Source organism: Cerasicoccus arenae (genome assembly GCF_014651635.1).
Classification (GTDB): Bacteria; Verrucomicrobiota; Verrucomicrobiia; order Opitutales; family Cerasicoccaceae; genus Cerasicoccus; species Cerasicoccus arenae.
Genome location: NZ_BMXG01000007.1, coordinates 187,872 through 207,959 on the forward strand (window position 1 = coordinate 187,872; position 20,088 = coordinate 207,959).

The window sequence follows — 20,088 nt, forward strand, 5'->3', positions numbered from 1 at the left end:
CTCGCCGCTCCTTATTCAGTATCTATGTTATCAGAAACCGTAGCATAGGTTTAGTGAGCAGTAACTTACATCTGCAATGAGCAGACTCAGATTGGTTCATCAGCATATTGCTGAAAGTCAGCGTAGGCTTCGTTGCCATGCTCTCCGAGGTCGAGGCCTTCCATCTCTTCTTCTGCACTTACGCGAAGGCCAACAGCCTTCTCGATCATCCAGAAGAGACAATAGCCACTGACAAATGTGAAGGCAAAGACGGACGCGACACCCAGAAGCTGGATGCCTAGCTGCGCGACACCGCCGCCATAGAACAGCCCGTTCTGGATGCATGTTTCGGAATCCCAAAATACTGCATCGATCGAAGCGCTGCCGAAGAGGCCGATTGAGAGTGTACCCCAAGCGCCACAGACACCGTGTACCGAGACGGCACCCACTGGGTCATCAATCTTAAGTGTGCGCTCTACGAAGAGTACTGAGAACACGACGAGGACACCACCAACAGCACCAATAATAACTGCTGAAACTGGCGAGACACTCGCACAAGGTGCAGTGATAGCAACTAAGCCAGCAAGACATCCATTAATCGTCATGGAAAGATCTGGCTTGCCAAACTTCGCCCATGTTGTGACCGCAGCCCCACAGGTGCCAGCAGCTGCAGCGAGCAGCGTCGTCATCGCGACATAGGCCAAGCCGTCCACAGCAGCCAGCGTGGAGCCAGCATTGAACCCAAACCATCCAAAGAAGAGTATGAAACCGCCCAGAGTCGCCATTGGAAGATTATGACCAGGTATCGGGAGTGGCTTGCCATCTGCGCTATACTTGCCTTTGCGTGCGCCAAGAATAATTGCCCCAGCGAGTCCTGCCCAAGCTCCCACAGAGTGAACGACCGTTGAGCCTGCAAAGTCTCGCATACCCATACTAGCGAGCCAACCATCACCGCTCCAAATCCAGTGACCAGTGATTGGATAAAGTAGACCACTGATGACAATCGAATAAACAACATACCCAATAAACTTCGTTCGTTCTGCCATGGCACCAGACACAATAGTGGCGGCGGTAGCAGCGAACACGACTTGGAAAACCCAACCAGCAGCTTCCATTGAAGCAGCAGCAGCGTTTTCAGGAGATACGATCGCAGATTGCATGAAGAAGTATTCCGGAGACCATCCGATGAATCCGTCTCCCGCGCCATACATCAGCGAATAACCGACCGCCAGAAAGGCGAGCGCGCCGAAAGCAAAGTCCAGCATGTTCTTCATCATGATGTTACACGCGTTTTTGGCGCGGGTAAGACCAGACTCGACCATGGCGAATCCTGCTTGCATGAAGAAGACCAACACACCTGCGACAATCAGCCAGAGAATGTCGCCTGTCGCTTGCGGCAGGTATGATGGTGCCTCTTCCACTGCTTCCTCCACCGCCGCAGCTATTGTATCAGCTGTGTTTGGATCAGCGAGCGCCTCTTGGGCGCTTGCCGAGAGTATAAAGAACGAAGACGCCACCAATCCGAAAAGTATGGTCCAGCGCTTCATAGTTAGGTAGTTGAATATGTGTGTCATCGTTTGCTTAGGTTAAATCAGTCAATCATTGTGAAGTAGGTTTTCATCTGCCACGGACTCTAGCAGATGTAATGCCGCAATGTCGTTGTGGAGGAGAGATTGCACTTGATGCAGAGAAAGTGCCCGGTACGGACAGCTCGATATTGCGCTGCGCAATACAGTAACCAACTGCTCGTAGTTCCCTTTCCAGACGTAATCCTGAAGGTAGTCCTGCGCGGCATTTTCCACCTCACGGGCACGAACAAATGAGTGCAAGGAAGTGAGGTCATAAAGAATTTTCCGAATCATCAACGGGATGTCAGGGCGCCGATCACGCAGCGCAGCAATTTCCAGCTTGGCTTCGCACAACTCACCCAGTTCCTCGCGAAAACGCTGCACCACTGGCGTCGAGAGGTCTGAATTAATAATACTTCCGGCAACAACTCGTACATGACGACGTGGCTTATTTCGGTTGCGTGAGATGAAATTGAGCAACTGACTACGCTGCTCATCCATGAGCACTTCGATGTGCGGAATGAAAACAATCCTTGGAGGGCCATCATTGAGCATGGCCTGTGCATTCAGCGATTCAAGAGCTTCCTCTGAAACTTCATTGTCCTGCAAAACCGCTGGGTATACATCAGCCGTACCAGCTGCTTGATTAAGCTCTCGGACAACCAACTCAAATTCAGAACCTTCCTCACCACTCAGCATAATGGCATGCTGGAACTTTCGCGCGTTCCAAAGGTTACCGAGCAAACGCCGTGAATTACTGCTCTTCGTAACAATAAAGCTCGGACTGTAATTGAGCGATTGATAGGACTGCGTCGGTGATTTGGTAGTGCGAGTAAGCGCTGAGGCGCTAGCACCAAAAGGCGCTCTCGTTAAACCAGGCTGCACCAGCGGCTTGGCACGCATGCCTGCGTCGTTGCACAGCCCTTCAATTTTCGCCATCAGGCGAGAGGGATTAAACGGGCGATAAATGATGTCGGACACACCAAGCTGCGCCCGAGGAGGTGTGTGTTTCGCGTCCGCTTCGTCGCTCAATAATACGACATGCGTCTTCTTGCAGCTTTTGGCGACTTGGCGAACAAACTCCAGTCCATTGACACCTGGTAAATCACGATCAATGATAGCAACCGGAAAATCATTTTCCATCGCCTGACGCATCGCATCATCTGGATCTGAACAGGATACCACATTTCGACCAAGCTCACGCAATATCAACGAAAGTTGGCTGCGCGAGCGGCCATCAGGTAAAACTAAGAATAGTGCATCATTCATGGCAACGGTCTCGGGGAATCCGTTGCAACGGCAAAGTAGATGAATTGGTTAGTAAGAAGAACCACGGTATGAACGTGATGGACGCGGTCTAGCGACACGTTTACGTGCATCTGTGGCTACTTCTTCTTCTTTGGGCTCTGACGCCGGGGTGGGCGCCGCCTGCGTAGGAGTCGCAGGCGGAAGAGTCGGTGTCCGAGTGGGAGCTGGAACGGCCGGCGTGATTCGAGCGGCGGAGGTCGGCAGCGTTTTCGATGCCGATTTTACGTTCTTAATGGCCATATTTGTGACCATTTTCAAAGAGATTCGATTAACTTCTGAATTCGCGAAAATCAGAAAATACACGCCGTTTCCTCGGCGTAGGAAAATCCAACGCTCACTGTATTTCAGCAAGTAATCATCGCATGGAATATAGTTTTCATCGACTGTTTCGTAGAGTGAGATGACTCGTCGAGCCAAGTCCTCAAACAGCTCATCGATGAAAAATGAAGGCAGTTCATTTTCGACTATTTGGCCCTCTCGATCGAAGACACAGACGCCTTCAACTCCAGGCACATCAAGGATGTTTTTTACGAATTTATCGCTCATGGCATAATCCTCGGTTTGGGGTTCAGTTTATAACTCCAAAAGCTGCGGGAGTACCGATGAAATGTCGGCTTTGTTGTCGAACATGACACCCAAGTCACTACCGACACGCGGCACACAAACCGAAGTCATGCTCTTACCAATGATGTGGCCCTCTTCCAGACCTTCCAGGCCGAATGATTCGCCAATCAGATCTGCAATCTGGTGAACGAACACCAAAACATGACCCAATGCTTCTGTATCTTCACCCTCCGCATGGAGAACTGCCCCCGTTTCGTCGCACTCGATTAAACCGAGAACGCCGGGAAATTGTGGTGTGCCGTATGCATCTTCTGTGATTCCCATATTAATCCTTTGGGAATCAATTCAGCACCTCTTGCGCCAGAATAGACGTATGAGGTTTTTTTTTGGCGATTTCGCCGAAAAACAGCTACAAAAGTAATCTGGCAAACACCATTTTTCCACCAGCAGAAGGTAAAACGCTCGTGACCTCCACCTTGGCTTCTTGGCCAATAATATGTGCGGCGTCGTTAACAACCACCATAGATCCATCACCTAAATAACCGACTGCCTGCCCGGATTCACGCCCAACCTTTACGAGGGTAACGCGAAGCGCTTCACCAATGTCCACTTCGGGATTCAATGCCTTGGCCAGTGCTGTAATATTCAGCCAGTCAACCCCTTGAAACTCTGCCAAACGAGCCAAATTATAGTCAGTCGTCAGCAACTTCGCTTTCAATGTCTCTGCCACAAAAATAAGCTTGGCGTCCACTTGCTGGCCACGCCCAACTTCGCTTTCATGAATGGTAAAATGAATGTGCGGAATCCCACGGAGTTCATTAAGAACATCCAGTCCTTTTCGGCCCCGAGCTTGGCGCGAAGGATCCGATGAATCTGCGATGTTTTGTAACTCATCCAGAACAAAGCGGGGGACGACGAGTTCCGCGATCAAGAAACGGCTCTGGCAAATACCAATAATACGGCCATCAATAAGAGCGCTGGTGTCGACTACGACGATGGCAGAATCCACTTTTTGAGGCACAAAACGCATGTAAGGTATCACCAAATTGAAGTCATCTCGCCCCCGCAGGGCAATGACCGATCCCAGATACATACAGACAACAAAGAGGCTGAGACGTACCAGATAAAGAACTTCAGCGTCGCCATTTTCAAGTAGAGGTGAAGTCGAGATTAGAAAAGAGATAAGCACGCCCATCCCCAGACCAAAAGTTATTGCTGTTAATCCACGTAGGGAAAACCCCTTGAGCAATACATCCACCAGAACAGTCAAAGCCCCTAGCAGGACACCAACGACGATGTACGGCGTCAGGCTCTCTCCCTTTTCCTCACCATCGGCATACCAGAGAAGGTATGCCCCAGCAATGCAGAGAAAAAAGAACAGGAGGCGGATAACTGTGAGCGTTTTATTCAATGGACGAAATTCCTAGGTGAAATAATTCATATATCACGTCTTCGACAATAGCATTGTACTACTCGAAGACAAGTAGACTTAGCAATTACTTCATGAGCCAACCAACAATTAATGGGGCTGAAATAAGAACAGCCATTGCTCCATAAAGAATCCATGTCACTCGTTCAGCTTTGGCCAGCTCTTCGGGCGTGGGTTCGCGATCTTCTTGACTCGGTTGCTTCATTGTTCTTCGGGCATGTGAACGACTATTCTAAATCCAGCGTAACGATTACGCATACGGCGGTTACTAATTTCGACGGGCTTTTCGGCAAGATCGTCCAAAGACGTTTCCACCGAGCCACCCGCTATATATGCCTCACCATCGCCAGGCAGCGAATTACTCTGCAGCCATTCAGCAACATTGCCCAGCAAATCGCAAAATCCTTGGGCGTTTGGTTTGAGTGTGGCGATCTCATGAGTGACACCATCTCCGTTTTCCAAGTTCCAGGATGTTTCACGCAAATCCACATAGCGCAAACTGCCCAACGCTGCAAAGAACTCATCCTCGGTTGGCAGACGAACTTCCTGGCCGGTCAGCCAGGAGACGCGTTCGCCAAAGTTGTGTGCATCGTCCCAATTACCAGAGTCAACAGGCAAAAGATCACCCACGTGACGACTGGGGTTGGCCTTGAGCATCACGCTCATATATAAGGCTTGAGAAACTTCAGTACGTAGCATTCGCCAGCCATCAACACCCTCGATTGGAAGTAATTGTCCGTAAATCCGATCCTGTAAAAAACCAATATCATCCTCGATGGCGGACAAATATTGGAGTTTCAGCAACGCATTTTTGCCCAGAATGGTACTACGGGGAAACTGTTCGGAAAACTGCTGAACCTTCGGATAGAGCGTGCGAATGATCTCAATCGCCTTCCATGCCGTACGGTCTTTCAGAGCTTCATCCAGACGAGCCATTTCCGCCTTGATACCATCACCGAGATCACGACTTAAGGCGTTTTCCCGCAGGCTCTGGAGTTCCTCGGCAAGACGTACACCGGAGAATCGGCTTTGCGGAAAGTCCTTGTTGAGTTGGCGCTGTAAGCGAAAAGCGTTTTGGTATGACTCAGCAGCCCCGGCAAAATTCCCTTCAGCTTCTTCTTTTTGACCAGCTTCACGGTACTCTTCAATTTCGATATGTATATCACTGGATTCCAGGCTGGAAAGCTCTTGTTCCAGTCGAGCCAAACGCTGTACATCCGCATATTGAAGACCTCGAAAACGCAGATTCAAATCTTTCTGGAGTTCAATTGATTTACCGTACAACAATTTTGCGCGTCCGTAATTTTCATCTTCTATCGATTGGAGAGCAGCATTCTCAGCAGCCTCAGACTCCTCGAAAAGTGGAAGCGCAGTCAGTTGGTCAACTTCCCGGCTCAGGCGAGTCAATCGACGCGCATCTTTGTATTTCGAGCGGCTATAGCGCTCATTAAGGCTACGCTGAACATACAATGCCCGTTCCAGTATACGAAGGGCCTCTTTTGAATTTCCCGCTACTTTCTGTTCATTAGACTGATTTTCCAGCTGAACACTTTCCTCGTAGAGGACGTCTCCACGATAGTTGTCACGTAGCTTATAGAGGGCTTCACGCCGATCAACAGACTCGCGATGGAAACCTCCACGCATTGCAATGTATTCGCTTAGCCCATCGATGGCTTCATCCAGCATAACAAAATCATCTTCCGATGGTGGGCGCTGCTCCGCGCGCATGCGGAACTCGTCCTCTTTCTCTTGTGTCTCAAGCAATAGCTTATTCCCAGCGGCCTCATCAAATTTTTCGTAAACTGCGTTCGGATTAATCTTTTTTGGCCCGAGTTTGGTGAGATAATAAGCCCCCACAAGGAATGATATAGCCAGAATGAAAACACCCAGCAACTTGAAGGGCAGTCGAAATCGATAGAAAAAACTTTGGTTTCTGTCCATGGGGAAACCCTCTTATTTGGGGCAGATGTATGGTATTGGCCAGCAAAATTCCCTTTTTTGACCGGCAATTCTGGCTCGCCTTCATTCTTATACGACAGATGCTCGAACAGCATGTTTCAACAAGCGACAATACTAGCGCCTGGGCTACTCGGAGCTTCACTGCTAATGGCGATTAAAAATCGCGGCTTGGCGGAGCGTAGCGTCGTCTGGGCGCGACGCCCAGAAACGCGGATGGAATGTGAAGCTGAACCTTGGTGCGACGCGGCTTACAGCACCCCCGGTGATGCCGTGGCTGAATCCGATCTGGTCGTGCTCTGTCCTCCCGTCGAATACATTGCCCCGCTCCTGCGCGACATTGCCCCTCGTCTCGCACCAAATGCACTCGTAACAGACGTTGGCAGCACCAAAAGCCTAATCTGTCGTGACGCCCGAAGCTTGGGGGGAGATTGGACCTTCGTTGGCTCCCATCCAATGACAGGCTCGGAAAAATCCGGCCTCAAACACGCCTCTGCTGATCTCTTCCCCGGCAGAGCTTGCTTCGTGACTCCGCTAACTGACACACCTACCGAAGCCGTCGAATGTATCATTCGCTTCTGGCGCGAGCTAGGTATGGAAGTCGCCACGACTTCACCCGAAAAACACGATGAAATAGTGGCCCACATTAGTCACCTGCCTCATTTGCTAGCCTCCACCCTGTGTAGCTACCTTGCTACAAAAGATGAGAACTGGCGAAACTACGGGGGGGGGGGGCTGCGTGACACCACGCGCGTCGCCTCAGGTGATCCGGCCATGTGGAAAGCCATTGCCAGCCATAACAAAGAAGAAATCATCCGCTCACTGGACGGCTTTGAGCGCGAGCTTCAACGCCTTCGTAGCGCCCTCCACAATGATCAGTTTTTTGAAGTGCTAAATTTCCTTGAACACGCCAAAGACTATCGCGATCATTTGCGAATAAAATAGCGCAATCAATTGACTATTAGCTATTTGCAATCCAACGATCATCCATTATTCATCTGCGGTTAAAGAAATTCGATCCCGCGCTTTACTTCGCAGATTAGCCCCCCCTTGGCAAGTCCCCCCCTGCCCCACCAGCAATCTGGTTGCTCAACCGCTTCGGCAAGTGCATCAAGGAATCGGCTCCGGTGCCATTTCTTCGCCCCAAAACGGGCCAAATGCTCAGTAGGCTGCTGGCAGTCAATAAATGCATACCCGCGTTCACCCAGGCGCTCTGCCAACTTGGCAAAGGCGACCTTGGATGCATCAGGCCGACGATAAAACATCGATTCTCCAGCGAACATTGATCCAATCGCCACCCCGTAGCAGCCACCGGCTAGCATACCATCACGCCAGCATTCCGCACTGTGCGCGATTCCAGCAGCGTGCAGTGCCTCGTAGCCTGCGATCATGTCCGCCGTTATCCAAGTGCCCTCCTGCCCCGGTCGCTGTTGCGCAGCACAAGCACGAATGACATCACCAAAAGCTTCGTCAAAAGTTACCCGCCAATGCTCCTTACGTGCTTCTTTAGCCAAACTACGGGGTATGGTCACCTCGTCGGGTCGTAGGACAAAACGCGGGTCCGGGCTCCACCAGAGGATAGGCTGACCGGGTGAATACCAAGGGAAAATACCGCATCGATAAGCTTGCTCCAAAATGGGCGCGCTAAGCCTCCCCCCCATCGCCAAGGGAGCGTCCTCCGGGGCAGTGCGCGGATCCGGAAACAATGATCTCGGCGGCGTTTTCGACATCAGTACCAATTTACACCTTCAATCCCAATAATCCAGTCTCGACTGCTTATTCATTAAGATGCCCCCCCCTTCAAAAGAAAACGGCGCTGCAAAAATGCAGCGCCGCTTGATTAAAGAACCTGAATCGCCAGCTTAGGGTAAGGTGGTCACGCCCATGAGGTAGCGATCAACTTCGCGAGCAGCTGCGCGGCCTTCATTGATCGCCCATACCACGAGACTTTGTCCACGGCGACAGTCGCCAGCAGCAAAAACGCCTTCGACGTTGGTATTAAACGTGCCGTGCTCTGCCTTCATGTTCGAGCGCGGGTCAGTTTCCATCCCAAGCTGCTCAATGACCGTTTGTTCCGGCCCTAAAAAGCCCATAGCCAGTGTTGCTAACTGTGCCGGTAGCACGCGGCGGGTGTCTTCAAGTTTTTTCGGAGAAAAGCGCCCTGCTTCATCCTTCACCCATTCGATGTTAACAATTTCCAAACCAGTCAGATTACCGTTACCGTCTTCAATGAAGCGTTCGGTCATAACGAGATAAACCCGCGGGTCATCGCCCTGAAGCGCGGCTGCTTCTTCCTGACCGTAGTCGAGACGATAAATTTTTGGCCATTCTGGCCAAGGGTTGCTTGCTTCGCGTTCTTCTGGAGGACGAGGCATAATTTCTAACTGAGTAACGCTCTTGCATCCGTGACGAATGGAAGTGCCTACGCAGTCCGTACCGGTGTCACCACCACCGATGACAACGACGTCTTTGTCCTTGGCGTTAATCTCAGGTAAGCTGCCGTCAAATTGGTGGTCAAGTTGGTGCTTGGTATTCCCAGTTAGGAAATCCATTGCAAAGTGAACTCCCTTGAACTCGCGTCCCGCGATCGGCAAATCACGTGGCTTGGTGGCTCCCGTGCAGAAGATAGTCGCGTCGAACTGATCCTTGAGATCGGTCGCCGAGATGTCTTTGCCGATTTCGGTATTCGTAACGAAAGTAACGCCTTCAGCTTCGAGGAGGTCTACGCGACGCTGGACGACTTGTTCCTTGTCCAACTTCATGTTAGGAATACCATACATGAGCAAGCCGCCAATGCGGTCTGCACGTTCATAAACAGTGACTTCGTGCCCCGCTTGGTTAAGCTGGTCTGCAGCGGAAAGGCCAGCTGGACCCGAGCCAATTATAGCGACTTTCTTACCCGTACGCGTTTCGGGAGGACGAGGAGTGAGCCAGCCTTTTTCCCAGCCGGTATCGATGATGGCGCACTCGATATTCTTAATGGTGACTGGTGGCTCGATGACGCCGAGCACGCAGGAGCCTTCACACGGAGCTGGGCAAACACGACCCGTGAATTCCGGGAAATTATTGGTCTTGTGTAATCGCTCCAACGCTTCCTTCCAGCGACCACGATAGACGAGGTCATTCCACTCAGGGATCAGGTTGTTAACTGGACAGCCGCTCGCCATACCGGACACCAAATGGCCAGTGTGGCAGAAGGGCGTGCCGCAGTCCATGCAGCGCGAGCCTTGTTCGCGGAGGTGCTTGTCCTCAGGATGCAGTTTGAACTCTTTCCAGTTCTTGATGCGTTCCTTCGGGGCAATTTCCGTAACGGTCTTGCGTTCGACTTCCAGGAATCCGGTTGGTTTACCCATGATTTATTTATTCAGAATTCAAAATGGAAAATGCAAAAAGAAACAGCATTCAGCTGGTTTTGCATTTTGAATTTAGTTGCCGCCGACGCGAGCGAGGTCGTTGAGATTTTCAGTGAATGCGGCCATGGCTGCTTCGTCGCCGGTGAGTCCTTGTTCCTCCACCTTCTTAAAGCAATTTAGCATGCGCTCATAGTCGCGAGGCATGACCTTAACGAACTTGGAACGTAGATCACTCCAGCCATCGAGTATTTCCTTACCACGGGTCGAGCCAGTGTATTCTACATGCTTTTCGATCTGTGTCTGGACTTCAGAGATTTCCTCATCGGTGCATTCAATCAGTTCGTAAACATTGACCATGTCGGCGTTCAGACGGCTGCGGAAGTCACCGTCGATATCGTAGACATAGGCACTGCCACCAGACATACCCGCTGCAAAATTACGGCCAGTCAGACCGAGGACAATCACTTGCCCGCCTGTCATATATTCGCAGCCGTGATCGCCGAGACCTTCCACCACGGTTTTAACACCAGAGTTACGGACGCAGAAACGTTCTCCAGCGATACCAGAAATGTAAGCATGGCCCTCAGTTGCACCGTAGAATGCGACGTTACCGATAATAATATTTTCCTCTGCCTTGAACAGTGAGCCCTTAGGCGGATAGACGATGATCTTCGATCCCGACATGCCTTTGCCTAAGTAATCATTCGCGTCACCTTCCAGCTCGAAAGTCATACCCTTGGGCGTAAAGGCACCGAGAGATTGACCAGCACTGCCTTGGAAGTGCAGATGGATCGTATCATCTGGCAGACCTTTAGCGCCATGACGACGTGTCAGTTCACTACCGGTAATCGTGCCTACGACGCGATTGATGTTAACGATCGGCAGGGTCAACTTGACCTTATCGCCCTTGTCGAGAGCCGGTTTACAGAGTGTGAGCAAGTGGGTGTTGTCCAATGCAACGTCCAAGCCGTGATCCTGCGCTTTTTGACAGTAGGCACCAACGTTTTCATCGACGTCAGGCTTGTGGAAGATGCTGGTTAAATCAACCCCCTTAGCCTTCCAGTGGTTGACTGCCTTAGCGGTATCGAGGCACTCAACGTGACCAACCATCTCATTGATGGTGCGGAAACCGAGTTGCGCCATGATCTCGCGCAGTTCCATGGCGATAAACGTCATGAAATTGACAACATGCTCGGGCTTGCCCGTGAACTTGTCACGCAAGCGTGGATCTTGGGTGGCGACGCCAACCGGGCAAGTGTTCTTTTGGCAGACCCGCATCATCAGGCAACCCACGGAAACGAGCGGTGCCGTCGCGAAGCCGTATTCTTCGGCACCAAGCAAAACGGCAACTGCGACGTCACGACCAGTTTTGAGCTGGCCATCTGTCTCCAATACCACGCGGCTGCGCAGGTCGTTGAGCAGAAGAATCTGATTTGTTTCGGCCAGACCAAGTTCCCACGGAGCGCCAGCGTTGTAGATCGACGAGGTCGGTGAAGCACCTGTGCCGCCGTCGTGGCCAGCAATCAGGATGACGTCCGCATGGCCCTTGGCGACGCCTGAGGCGATTGTGCCGACACCAACTTCCGCCACCAGCTTCACATTGACGCGAGCGTGGACGTTGGCGTTTTTCAGGTCGTGAACGAGTTCCGCGAGGTCCTCAATCGAATAAATATCGTGGTGGGGGGGGGGGGATACGAGTCCCACACCCGGAGTTGAGTGACGCACCTTGGCGACCCATGGATAGACCTTGGAGCCCGGTAATTCCCCACCCTCGCCCGGCTTAGCACCTTGCGAAATCTTGATCTGAAGCTCGTCGGCGTTGACCAAGTATTCGCTAGTGACGCCGAAACGGCCCGATGCGACTTGTTTAATGGCGGAGCGCTTGCTGTCGCCATTCTCCATCGTAATGAAACGTTCTGGATCTTCGCCACCTTCGCCCGTGTTTGATTTACCACCAATACGGTTCATTGCGATGGCCAGCGTCTCGTGTGCTTCCTTGGAAATCGATCCGTAGGACATGGCACCCGTCTTGAAGCGCTTCATGATCCCTTCGATCGGCTCGACTTCATCGAGTGGCACAGGCTTACGCTCTTCCTTGAACTTCATCAGGCCACGTAGCGTGGCGATATTCTCGCTCTGGTCGTTGACCAAATTCGAGTATTCCTTGAAGGTCGCAAAATTACTAGTGCGGACTGCCTTTTGCAGCAGGTGAATGGTCTTCGGATTGAAGAGGTGGTATTCACCATCTTTACGCCATTGGTAGACGCCACCTGGGTCCAGAGCGATTTCGTCCTCTTGAATGTGACGGTCTGGATAGGCTTTGCGGTGGCGACGGAGAGTTTCTTCGGCGATTTCCTCGATGCCAGAACCCTCAATACGGGTCGCGGTGCCGCAGAAATACTTGCTGACAACCTCAGAGGTCAGTCCGATCGCCTCGAAGATTTGAGCGCCGCGATAAGAGGCCACAGTGGAGATCCCCATCTTGGCCATGGTCTTGACCACGCCCTTGATGGAGCCCTTCAGGTAGTTGTAAATCGCCTTATCCAGATCCATCTCGAGCATCTCGTCCTGGATCATCTTATGAAGCGATTCAAACGCCATGTATGGGTTAATCGCGTCTGCGCCGTAACCCAAGAGCACAGCGAAATGATGCACTTCACGTGCTTCGCCGGTTTCCAAAACAATCGAGGCACGGGTACGTGTGCCCTTGCGCACGAGATGATGATGCAGGCCGCCCATCGCCATTAGCGTAGGAATGGCGGCCATTTCCTTGCTCACAGCGCGATCAGAAATGATGAGCACATTGTTGCCTTCCTTGATCGCGAGATCGGCTGCCTTACAGAGTGCTGCCATGGCCTTGTCTAGGCCAGCACCCGTGCTGTCAGCTGGGAAGAGAGCGTCCAAGGTAGTGGATTTGAATCCTTCGGCATCGATTTCACGCAGTTTGGCCAACTCATCGTTGTCGATCAGTGGACTGGCTAGGCGAATCATGCGGCAAGAATTGGGTCCGGGCTGCAAGAGATTGCCTTCGGAACCGATAAAGGTATCCGTTGCGGTGACCAATTCTTCGCGGATACAGTCCAGCGCAGGGTTGGTGACCTGAGCGAAGATCTGCTTAAAGTAAGAATACAGGTGCTTTGTCTGGTTCGAAAGCACTGCCAAGGGCGTATCATTGCCCATCGAGCCGATTGGCTGCACGCCGTTAGTCGCAGTTGGTCCAAGGATGAAGCGCAAGTCTTCATAGGTGTAACCAAATGCGTGCTGGCGAGTCAGGATGCCATCCGTCACTGCGCTCTTGGGCGCTTTGGGTTCAGGCAACTCGTCAATCTGAATACGATTTTCAGCCAGCCACTTCTCATAAGGCTTGGCGTTGTAAACGCGCTCTTTGACTTCTTCGTCCGGCACGATGCGCCCTTCCTTCATGTTCACAACGAACATGCGACCAGGCTGCAAGCGGCCTTTCTTAATGACTGTCAGCGGATCAAGGTCTGGAATGACGCCGACTTCCGAGGCCATGATAACCAAGTCGTCGGTGGTGACATAATAACGGCTCGGGCGCAGGCCATTGCGGTCCAGCGACGCACCAATCATGGTGCCATCGGAGAAAGTGATCGAGGCAGGGCCATCCCACGGCTCCATCATGCAGGCATGGAACTCATAAAACGCTTTCTTGGCGGGACTCATAGTCTCATGACGTTCCCAAGGCTCTGGGATCATCATCATCATGGCATGAGTCAGATCATACCCGCCTAAATGCATGAATTCCAACACGTTATCAAATCGCGCAGAGTCCGATCCGTCTTCATTAATGACAGGGAAGATCTTCTGTATGTCTGGAAAATTCTTGGTCTTGCAAAGCTGTTGACGAGCTTTCATCCAGTTGACGTTGCCCATGACCGTGTTGATTTCGCCGTTGTGGGCGATAAAGCGGTTCGGGTGGGCGCGTGGCCAGCTCGGGAAGGTGTTCGTCGAGAAGCGCGTGTGCATGAGCGCCAGCGCAGACTCGAAGTCTGGATCGTGTAAATCTGGGAAATATTCGGAGAGCTGACAAGGAGTCAGCATACCCTTGTAGACCATCGTGCGACCGGAGAGGCTACACACATAGAGGTATTCGCTGCCTGGAAAGGACGACTTTTTGTTGCCGTGAACGTCGTATTTGGCCTCGTTGACCTCGTTGTTGCGGATCGCGTTAACCGCGCGGCGGCGTATAATGTAAAGCTTCCGCTCCCAAGCCAAGTCGTCGGTGATGGCGGGGTCCCGGCCGATGAAGATCTGCTTCATGCAGGGCTCATAACTGCCGGAAATCTTGCCCAAAATTTCGCTTTTGACGGGCACCGTGCGCCAGCCGAGGAATTTCTGGCCCTCTTCGCTTACGACGTGCTCAAAAACTTCCATCGCCGAGTCACGCTCACTCGGATGTGGGGACATGAAAACAATGCCCGCGCCATATTGGCCTTCCGGAGGGAGCTCTACGCCCTTTTTCTCCATCTGCTTACGCAGGAACTTATCCGGCATTTGGATGAAAATGCCCGCGCCGTCGCCTGAATCAGGCTCCGCACCACTGGCACCACGATGATCCATATGGGTGTTCATCGTGAGCGTTTTCTGGATGATGTCGTGCGAGCGTTTGCCCTTTAGATGGGCAATAAAGCCTACGCCACAGGAATCTTTTTCCTGCTGCGGGTTCCAAAGGCCCTGTGGTTCGGGCCAGCCTAGCGGAGTCTTTGACGCGTCAGACATAGATGTGCTTAACTTGGTTGATAATATAAGATTTAGCTAAAGGTATAGCAGGGCGTGTGCCCAGTGTAGTAGGAGCGGTGTAACGAAGCCCGACGGACGACCGTCGGTCAACCGCTGAAAATCGCTACTGTTCAGAAATTCCCATATAGGGAAGATAGAAATTTGGCCCTCTCTGAGCAAATTGCAAAAACTTTTTATGAATGAGAATCAGTCTCGCTTTTTGGCGTGCGAGAGAGTGGCTGATCACAGGATTATAGGAAGCGTCGCGCCCAAGTCGGGATTTCCCCATCGCAACGGAAAGCCAATTGCCCGTCCCGAAACTTCGCCAAGAGGCGATAAGGCGATTTCATCGACCCGTTGTCGTATATATTTACCCATGGCAAGATCTGGATTGCCCGTTCCAAATTGGCTAGCGTGCGGTCATAACGGGCCAGTAATTTATCGACGGGCACATCGTGGCCGCCTGCTTTCACGCGGGTCGCGACACGCTGGACTGACATGTTGCTCGATTCGATGCCAATATAGATCAGTCGTACGTCATAACTTGCCTCCACCGCGCGTTTAAGGAAATTCACTTTATCGCCAACAGGGTCAGAAAAAACCGTTTCTGTGATGAATGATTCTTTGCGACCCAAGTAGTCATCCCGTAATGCGGCCACTTGCCTAGCAGCGGTATAGGCATCTAAACCGGACACGCTTGCCAGGACATCTGCGTTGAGGAAGGGCGCGTCATACCCACTCAAGTAGGCTTCGTAAAACGTGCTCTTTCCAGCACCGTTGGGCCCGGAAAGCATCACAATCATTGACTTCATGCCTCTAGTGTAACGATTTTTCAGACGTTCGGTGGATGACCGCTTGGGCCTTCGTACGGCCTTCTGGCGTTTCCACCTCGGACAACGTTCGCTCAAAATTCTCCCGCGTGAGCGCCTCTGCTTTTGCTCGGACGTCGAACGACAGCACCGGCTCCATCATTTGCCCCAACGCGGCCCAGTGCTCGATTTGCTGTGCAGCGGAGCGGTGGAACTTTTTGGACTGTTCCTTGGCTTTGTTGACGAGTTCGTCGCTAAGTCGAACGGAGTGACTCATGTTTTCAATGTGTGGCAATTTGCCACAGCTGTCAAGAGTGCCTTCCAACGGCTCTATTCAGAAAAATCCAATAAATGGTCCCACCGCTGGACGAAGGTTGAATTTTCATAACCGGTCGCCGCAGTGGAGGTTGAATGTTGGAAGCGATACTCGCCTTCCTCCTCATACAGCATCCTGATACTGAACATTTCGGTTCCTTGATTGTTAACGAAAACTGCTTCCATGGCGCGTGAGGAATTCAGCTGAGTAAGGGCATTCTGGGACATTTGCTCGTAGACTGCAAAGTCATCCTCATTGAGAATTCCGCGTGCCGCTTGTAAAAAGTCTTCAGTGAGTTTGGCGGGGGGCTGAGGCACCTCGTAGCGAACGCCGCCCTCAAAATCTTCGACGTAATTGGCATGGGCGGCTTCCCATTCTTTAACTTCTTTCAGGAAATGAGCGCTATTGGCTGCCAGAGCCCTACTCTCTCGATCGTCAAGCCCGAGAAAATCAACTAACATCGAATTAGCCTGAAAATCGTCACCGTTTATTGGTAAACGCTGTAGTTTACTGAGATTTCCGGATTTCAATTGCTCCTGCACCCATTCATAGGCGCTCTTCTTTTTGAGTAACTGCGCTAAATCCTCTTCTAGCTGTTGGTTTAACGCTCGTTCTCGCTCGAGCGAAGACTTCAAAATGGTAATTTCCAACTGGGCTTTTTTAAGCGCATCCGAGGGTTCGGCTACGAGCGGCTGCTTGTCGTCCACTTGCTGCTGCCTAACTGGGGCACTTTTGACGCGGCCATTGCCTTTATAATAACCCAAATAGTAAGTGCCGCAAATCGCGCCAATGACCAATAGTGTATAGACGATTTTCTTGATCCAATGCATCGCGTCACTTGTCCATGATGCCCATGACGCCATCCAGATAGCTGGCGTAGAAGCGGATTATTGTAATGACGATCACAATGGCCACAGCCCCAAACATAAGCACGGGGTAGAGGATGCTGGCGAAGGTCATGGCGTTGTTGGCGCTGCTTTGGAACTGACGACCAAGGACGACGAGATTTTTTTCCAGTTGGCCGGTTCGCTCGCCCGTCGTGTAGAGAGCACGAAAGTCTGCCGGAAAGCACTTAAACTTGGCCAAGTGCTCGGAGGGCGTGGCACCATCGTCGATGAGCACACGCATGGCGTTACCGGCTCGTTTGAGCGGAGGCGAATTTGCCACGAGTCCTGCGCCCGCCCAAGCTTTGGCGATGGGCGTGCCTGCCTCCAGAAATGCACCCAGAGCATAGGAAAAATCTGCCAGCGACTGCTTAATGCTGTGCCCGCGAAACCCTGGCAGACACTTGGCGAGCATCGGCAGCAGCGGGCTGTCGAGCTTGGCCAGAACAAACAACATGATGATCGTGCCCCAGAGCGGGACCTGAAAGATTGCGACGTCCATGAAGTATTTTGCGTTGATCACGTCACTGACGTTACTGATACCGACTTCGAAATCGATTTGCCACATGACTGGCATGATGAACCCCGCAAAAGTCAACATGCCCACCGGATACAGCGCACCAAAGATCAGCTTCATCTTGGCGGCACCCAGGCGGCTGTGCTGGTCAGCCAACGTGCGCAGCGTTTGAGGGAGTCGTCCACTTTGGGCCGCAGCAGACCAGAAATACGTGTCCTTCTTCGGTAGCCAACTCGGGGCACGCTTCAACATTTCGTCGACCCCCAAGCCTGCAACGAGGTTGTCGGCCATCAAGGTGCGCCCAACTGCGGGAGCGCCTTGACAGGTCTCCAGTGCGGCAGGCAGCGCCAGCCCGCTTTCCAAGCTTTGGGCCAACTGCAAATACCACGAAGCGAGCTTTTTATGAGAGAGTGACATCGGCAGATTGTGCTTTGGTGCTAAACGACGAAACTAGTTTTCGTCATCCGGCTCCTGCAACTGCTGCTTCCAACCGAGCATGCGGGCCTGCGCCCCAAAGTGCTCAGCGGTGGGCTTGTCACCCAGCTCCATGTGAATGCGCGACAGAGAGGTGTTGATATGGATATCGCCAGAGTCGATTCGGTAAGCGTGCTCCGCTGCGTCGAGCGCTTCGCGGAAATGCCCCAGCGAAAAATGCACTTCGGTCAATGCGTGCCAACCAGCGAAAGAGTTGGGATTGGTCTCAACGGCCTGGCGAAGTTTGGCCAGCGCGGCGTCATTGTCCCCCATTGTGTAGTCAAAGGTTGCTTCCTCCACCAAATCGGTGACGTCGGTCTCGGGCGTGTTTGCTTGTTCGGCCATGGCAGAAGCAGAAGGTATTTTCTACGAAAGCGCAATGAAGGAACGCGGCCTTTAACACTTCTGCCAGCAGAGCATCAAAGCCGGTGATTTCAGCTAAGGGCCGCGCAATTAATTGCGTAAATGACTGATTGGAATTTCCCGCAATTCGGACATTCGATTGTCCTAAACACGCAATTCGATATAATGATTCAATTCCCCCCTGCCCTCACCAAATTCGCAACTTGCAGCTTAATAATAACAGGCATGCTAATGAACACACACCTTCAAGCCGACTCCATTGACCGTAACTATCCTAAGGATCCAGCGGCCGAAGCACCCAACGAAAATGCTTGGCCCGCTGAGATCAAAGTCTCAGGAAATCGCTTGGTCGATACGAATGGGGATGAAGTATGGCTCCAAGGCGTGGCTATTCCTGGCCTCGAAATTGTCCCCAAAGGCCATGGCGCGGTTAACTCAGTGATAGTAGCCATTGAGCTATGGAATGCCAATGTCGTGCGCCTCGCCATCAAGGACGAGTTTTGGTATGGACGGGGCAAAGGGCAAACAGATGGAGGCTTAGCCTATCGCGCCATTATAGACTCAGCTGTGAATGCGGCTGCGAACCGAGGTGCTTACATCGTCCTCGACCATCATCGCTACCGGGCAGTAAAGTCCGAGCAGATCCCGTTCTGGCAGGAGCTAGCAACCCTATATCGGAATCATCCTGCGGTGCTTTTCGACATCATTAACGAGCCCCATGAGATAAGTTGGTCTGTCTGGCGGGATGGCGGCTTTGTCCCCAATGATAATAAAGCAATCGATGAAGCTGGCTTTCTGGATGAGGAAACGAAGCAGTCCAATCGTGGCTTTGAATCGCCAGGCATGCAAAAGCTTGTCGAAGCCATTCGTGAAACGGGTGCCCGCAACATCATCATCGCTGGTGGTCTGCAATGGGCTTATGACCTTTCTGGAGTCCTAAACGGCTATGCACTCGTGGACCCCAGTGGCAACGGCATCATGTATTCCACGCATGTCTACAACTGGAAACGCGGGTGGCAAAAGGCATTTTTGGATGCTGCCAGCAAATACCCGATTTTCGTGGGCGAGGTTGGGGCAGACATTAAAAAAATGAATTTCATCCCCAGTGAGGATCAGGAAGATCCGTACACTTGGGTTCCCGACATGCTGGGCATTATTCAACAACATCGATTAAACTGGACCGGATGGTCATTTCACACTTGGGCCACGCCAGTTATGCTATCTGACTGGCAATATAACCCTACCCTATTCTGGGGAGACATGGCTAAAAGAGCGCTCGCTGGTGAACAGTTTGAAAACCAGAGTTTGCGCTGATTCATTGCTAATTCGGGCGGGGTAGTTAAAGCCAAAAATGCAACCCGCTCATGGCTGTCATCGAGGTTTTAAAGTCTTTGCCTTTTTCCATCCTCAACGGATAAACGTTGTTTCAGAATGTGATGGTAAACCAAGATGATAACGTGCTCCCTTTAAACAGAGTTAGCGTAGTGTTCGCATGCTAATTGCCTCCCTCTGAGAAACCGCATTTTGGGTTCAGAGATAATCACAGCCGTGCTTGTGATTGTTCAAGGTGGTGTACGAACAAGGTGGTTCAATGCTGAATCAAATTTGTGCAAGAAACATAGCTATTTTTTAGCCTATCTTCACGGAAGATTCGTTTATCTTGAATAGTAGATGGCCTATTACTGAATTGGCCATATTGCACTGATTTCAAATTCGCCCCCAACAAAACACCTACCCTAATTGATTATGAATAACCGCGTTTCACTCATTTCGACCCTATCAATTCTTGGCCTTGGAGTCGTCGCTCAAGCCAATCCAATTTTGTACG

The 20,088-nt window shown here is 51.7% G+C and carries 16 protein-coding genes; 2 read left to right on the forward strand and 14 right to left on the reverse strand.

The annotated features are described in order from the left end of the window. Positions 1–86 precede the first annotated feature (86 nt). The 6 genes from IE065_RS07610 to IE065_RS07640 all read right to left on the reverse strand — a co-directional run bounded on the left by IE065_RS07610 (position 87) and on the right by IE065_RS07640 (position 6,789). Entirely contained in the window at positions 87–1,526 is a 1,440-nt protein-coding gene (locus IE065_RS07610) for an ammonium transporter (RefSeq protein WP_189513527.1), read from the reverse strand. Positions 1,527–1,574: 48 nt separating this feature from the next. After that, the gene (locus IE065_RS07615; RefSeq protein WP_189513529.1) at positions 1,575–2,816 is read right to left on the reverse strand and encodes a response regulator; all 1,242 of its coding nucleotides are present in this window, start codon (positions 2,814–2,816) and stop codon (positions 1,575–1,577) included. A 48-nt stretch (positions 2,817–2,864) separates the two neighbouring features. Further along, positions 2,865–3,401 carry a hypothetical protein gene (locus tag IE065_RS07620; protein WP_189513531.1) on the reverse strand — a complete coding sequence of 179 codons (537 nt, stop codon included), beginning with the start codon at positions 3,399–3,401 and terminating at the stop codon, positions 2,865–2,867. 27 nt (positions 3,402–3,428) lie between these two features. Beyond that, entirely contained in the window at positions 3,429–3,743 is a 315-nt protein-coding gene (locus IE065_RS07625) for a hypothetical protein (RefSeq protein WP_189513532.1), read from the reverse strand. 85 nt (positions 3,744–3,828) lie between these two features. Continuing rightward, positions 3,829–4,830, reverse strand: a complete 1,002-nt coding sequence (locus IE065_RS07630) for a PIN/TRAM domain-containing protein (protein WP_189513534.1) — start codon at positions 4,828–4,830, stop codon at positions 3,829–3,831. Positions 4,831–5,049: 219 nt separating this feature from the next. Next, positions 5,050–6,789: a formylglycine-generating enzyme family protein gene (locus IE065_RS07640; RefSeq protein ID WP_189513545.1), complete on the reverse strand. Its 1,740-nt coding sequence runs from the start codon at positions 6,787–6,789 to the stop codon at positions 5,050–5,052. A gap of 111 nt (positions 6,790–6,900) precedes the next feature. Between IE065_RS07640 and IE065_RS07645 the strand changes: the two genes are divergently transcribed. Continuing rightward, positions 6,901–7,749, forward strand: a complete 849-nt coding sequence (locus tag IE065_RS07645; RefSeq protein WP_189513547.1) for a prephenate dehydrogenase — start codon at positions 6,901–6,903, stop codon at positions 7,747–7,749. 59 nt (positions 7,750–7,808) lie between these two features. Here IE065_RS07645 and aat read toward each other — a convergent pair whose 3' ends face one another. From aat to IE065_RS07685, 8 genes are all read right to left on the reverse strand, one after another. Beyond that, positions 7,809–8,534, reverse strand: a complete 726-nt coding sequence (gene aat / locus IE065_RS07650; protein WP_189513549.1) for a leucyl/phenylalanyl-tRNA--protein transferase — start codon at positions 8,532–8,534, stop codon at positions 7,809–7,811. A 132-nt stretch (positions 8,535–8,666) separates the two neighbouring features. Further along, the gene (locus IE065_RS07655; protein WP_189513551.1) at positions 8,667–10,157 is read right to left on the reverse strand and encodes a glutamate synthase subunit beta; all 1,491 of its coding nucleotides are present in this window, start codon (positions 10,155–10,157) and stop codon (positions 8,667–8,669) included. 72 nt (positions 10,158–10,229) lie between these two features. Next, positions 10,230–14,897, reverse strand: coding sequence for a glutamate synthase large subunit (gene gltB, locus IE065_RS07660; protein ID WP_189513553.1), 4,668 nt, complete (start codon positions 14,895–14,897; stop codon positions 10,230–10,232). Between the two features lie 251 nt (positions 14,898–15,148). Then, positions 15,149–15,709, reverse strand: a complete 561-nt coding sequence (locus IE065_RS07665) for an ATPase (RefSeq protein ID WP_189513555.1) — start codon at positions 15,707–15,709, stop codon at positions 15,149–15,151. A 4-nt stretch (positions 15,710–15,713) separates the two neighbouring features. Then, complete coding sequence (locus tag IE065_RS07670; protein WP_189513557.1) at positions 15,714–15,983, reverse strand: TA system antitoxin ParD family protein; 270 nt, start codon at positions 15,981–15,983, stop codon at positions 15,714–15,716. A gap of 53 nt (positions 15,984–16,036) precedes the next feature. Next, the gene (locus tag IE065_RS07675; protein WP_189513559.1) at positions 16,037–16,819 is read right to left on the reverse strand and encodes a hypothetical protein; all 783 of its coding nucleotides are present in this window, start codon (positions 16,817–16,819) and stop codon (positions 16,037–16,039) included. Between the two features lie 37 nt (positions 16,820–16,856). Next, positions 16,857–17,840, reverse strand: coding sequence for a type II secretion system F family protein (locus IE065_RS07680; RefSeq protein ID WP_189513561.1), 984 nt, complete (start codon positions 17,838–17,840; stop codon positions 16,857–16,859). 33 nt (positions 17,841–17,873) lie between these two features. Continuing rightward, a complete protein-coding gene (locus tag IE065_RS07685) occupies positions 17,874–18,242 on the reverse strand; it encodes a tetratricopeptide repeat protein (protein ID WP_189513563.1) in 369 nt (122 codons plus the stop codon). A gap of 249 nt (positions 18,243–18,491) precedes the next feature. Here IE065_RS07685 and IE065_RS07690 point away from each other — a divergent pair, with 249 nt between their 5' ends. Then, a complete protein-coding gene (locus tag IE065_RS07690; protein WP_200163134.1) occupies positions 18,492–19,574 on the forward strand; it encodes a glycoside hydrolase family 5 protein in 1,083 nt (360 codons plus the stop codon). The last annotated feature ends 514 nt before the right edge of the window (positions 19,575–20,088 follow it).

Bases quoted from the DNA above. Each gene is read 5' to 3' on its own strand.
- IE065_RS07670 (WP_189513557.1), bottom strand. From the start codon at position 15,983: ATGAGTCACTCCGTTCGACTTAGCGACGAACTCGTCAACAAAGCCAAG.
- IE065_RS07690 (WP_200163134.1), top strand. From the start codon at position 18,492: ATGAACACACACCTTCAAGCCGACTCCATTGACCGTAACTATCCTAAG.
- IE065_RS07610 (WP_189513527.1), bottom strand. From the start codon at position 1,526: ATGAAGCGCTGGACCATACTTTTCGGATTGGTGGCGTCTTCGTTCTTT.
- IE065_RS07620 (WP_189513531.1), bottom strand. From the start codon at position 3,401: ATGAGCGATAAATTCGTAAAAAACATCCTTGATGTGCCTGGAGTTGAA.
- IE065_RS07665 (WP_189513555.1), bottom strand. From the start codon at position 15,709: ATGAAGTCAATGATTGTGATGCTTTCCGGGCCCAACGGTGCTGGAAAG.
- IE065_RS07645 (WP_189513547.1), top strand. From the start codon at position 6,901: ATGTTTCAACAAGCGACAATACTAGCGCCTGGGCTACTCGGAGCTTCA.
- aat (WP_189513549.1), bottom strand. From the start codon at position 8,534: ATGTCGAAAACGCCGCCGAGATCATTGTTTCCGGATCCGCGCACTGCC.
- IE065_RS07625 (WP_189513532.1), bottom strand. From the start codon at position 3,743: ATGGGAATCACAGAAGATGCATACGGCACACCACAATTTCCCGGCGTT.
- gltB (WP_189513553.1), bottom strand. From the start codon at position 14,897: ATGTCTGACGCGTCAAAGACTCCGCTAGGCTGGCCCGAACCACAGGGC.
- IE065_RS07685 (WP_189513563.1), bottom strand. From the start codon at position 18,242: ATGGCCGAACAAGCAAACACGCCCGAGACCGACGTCACCGATTTGGTG.
- IE065_RS07655 (WP_189513551.1), bottom strand. From the start codon at position 10,157: ATGGGTAAACCAACCGGATTCCTGGAAGTCGAACGCAAGACCGTTACG.
- IE065_RS07615 (WP_189513529.1), bottom strand. From the start codon at position 2,816: ATGAATGATGCACTATTCTTAGTTTTACCTGATGGCCGCTCGCGCAGC.
- IE065_RS07640 (WP_189513545.1), bottom strand. From the start codon at position 6,789: ATGGACAGAAACCAAAGTTTTTTCTATCGATTTCGACTGCCCTTCAAG.
- IE065_RS07680 (WP_189513561.1), bottom strand. From the start codon at position 17,840: ATGTCACTCTCTCATAAAAAGCTCGCTTCGTGGTATTTGCAGTTGGCC.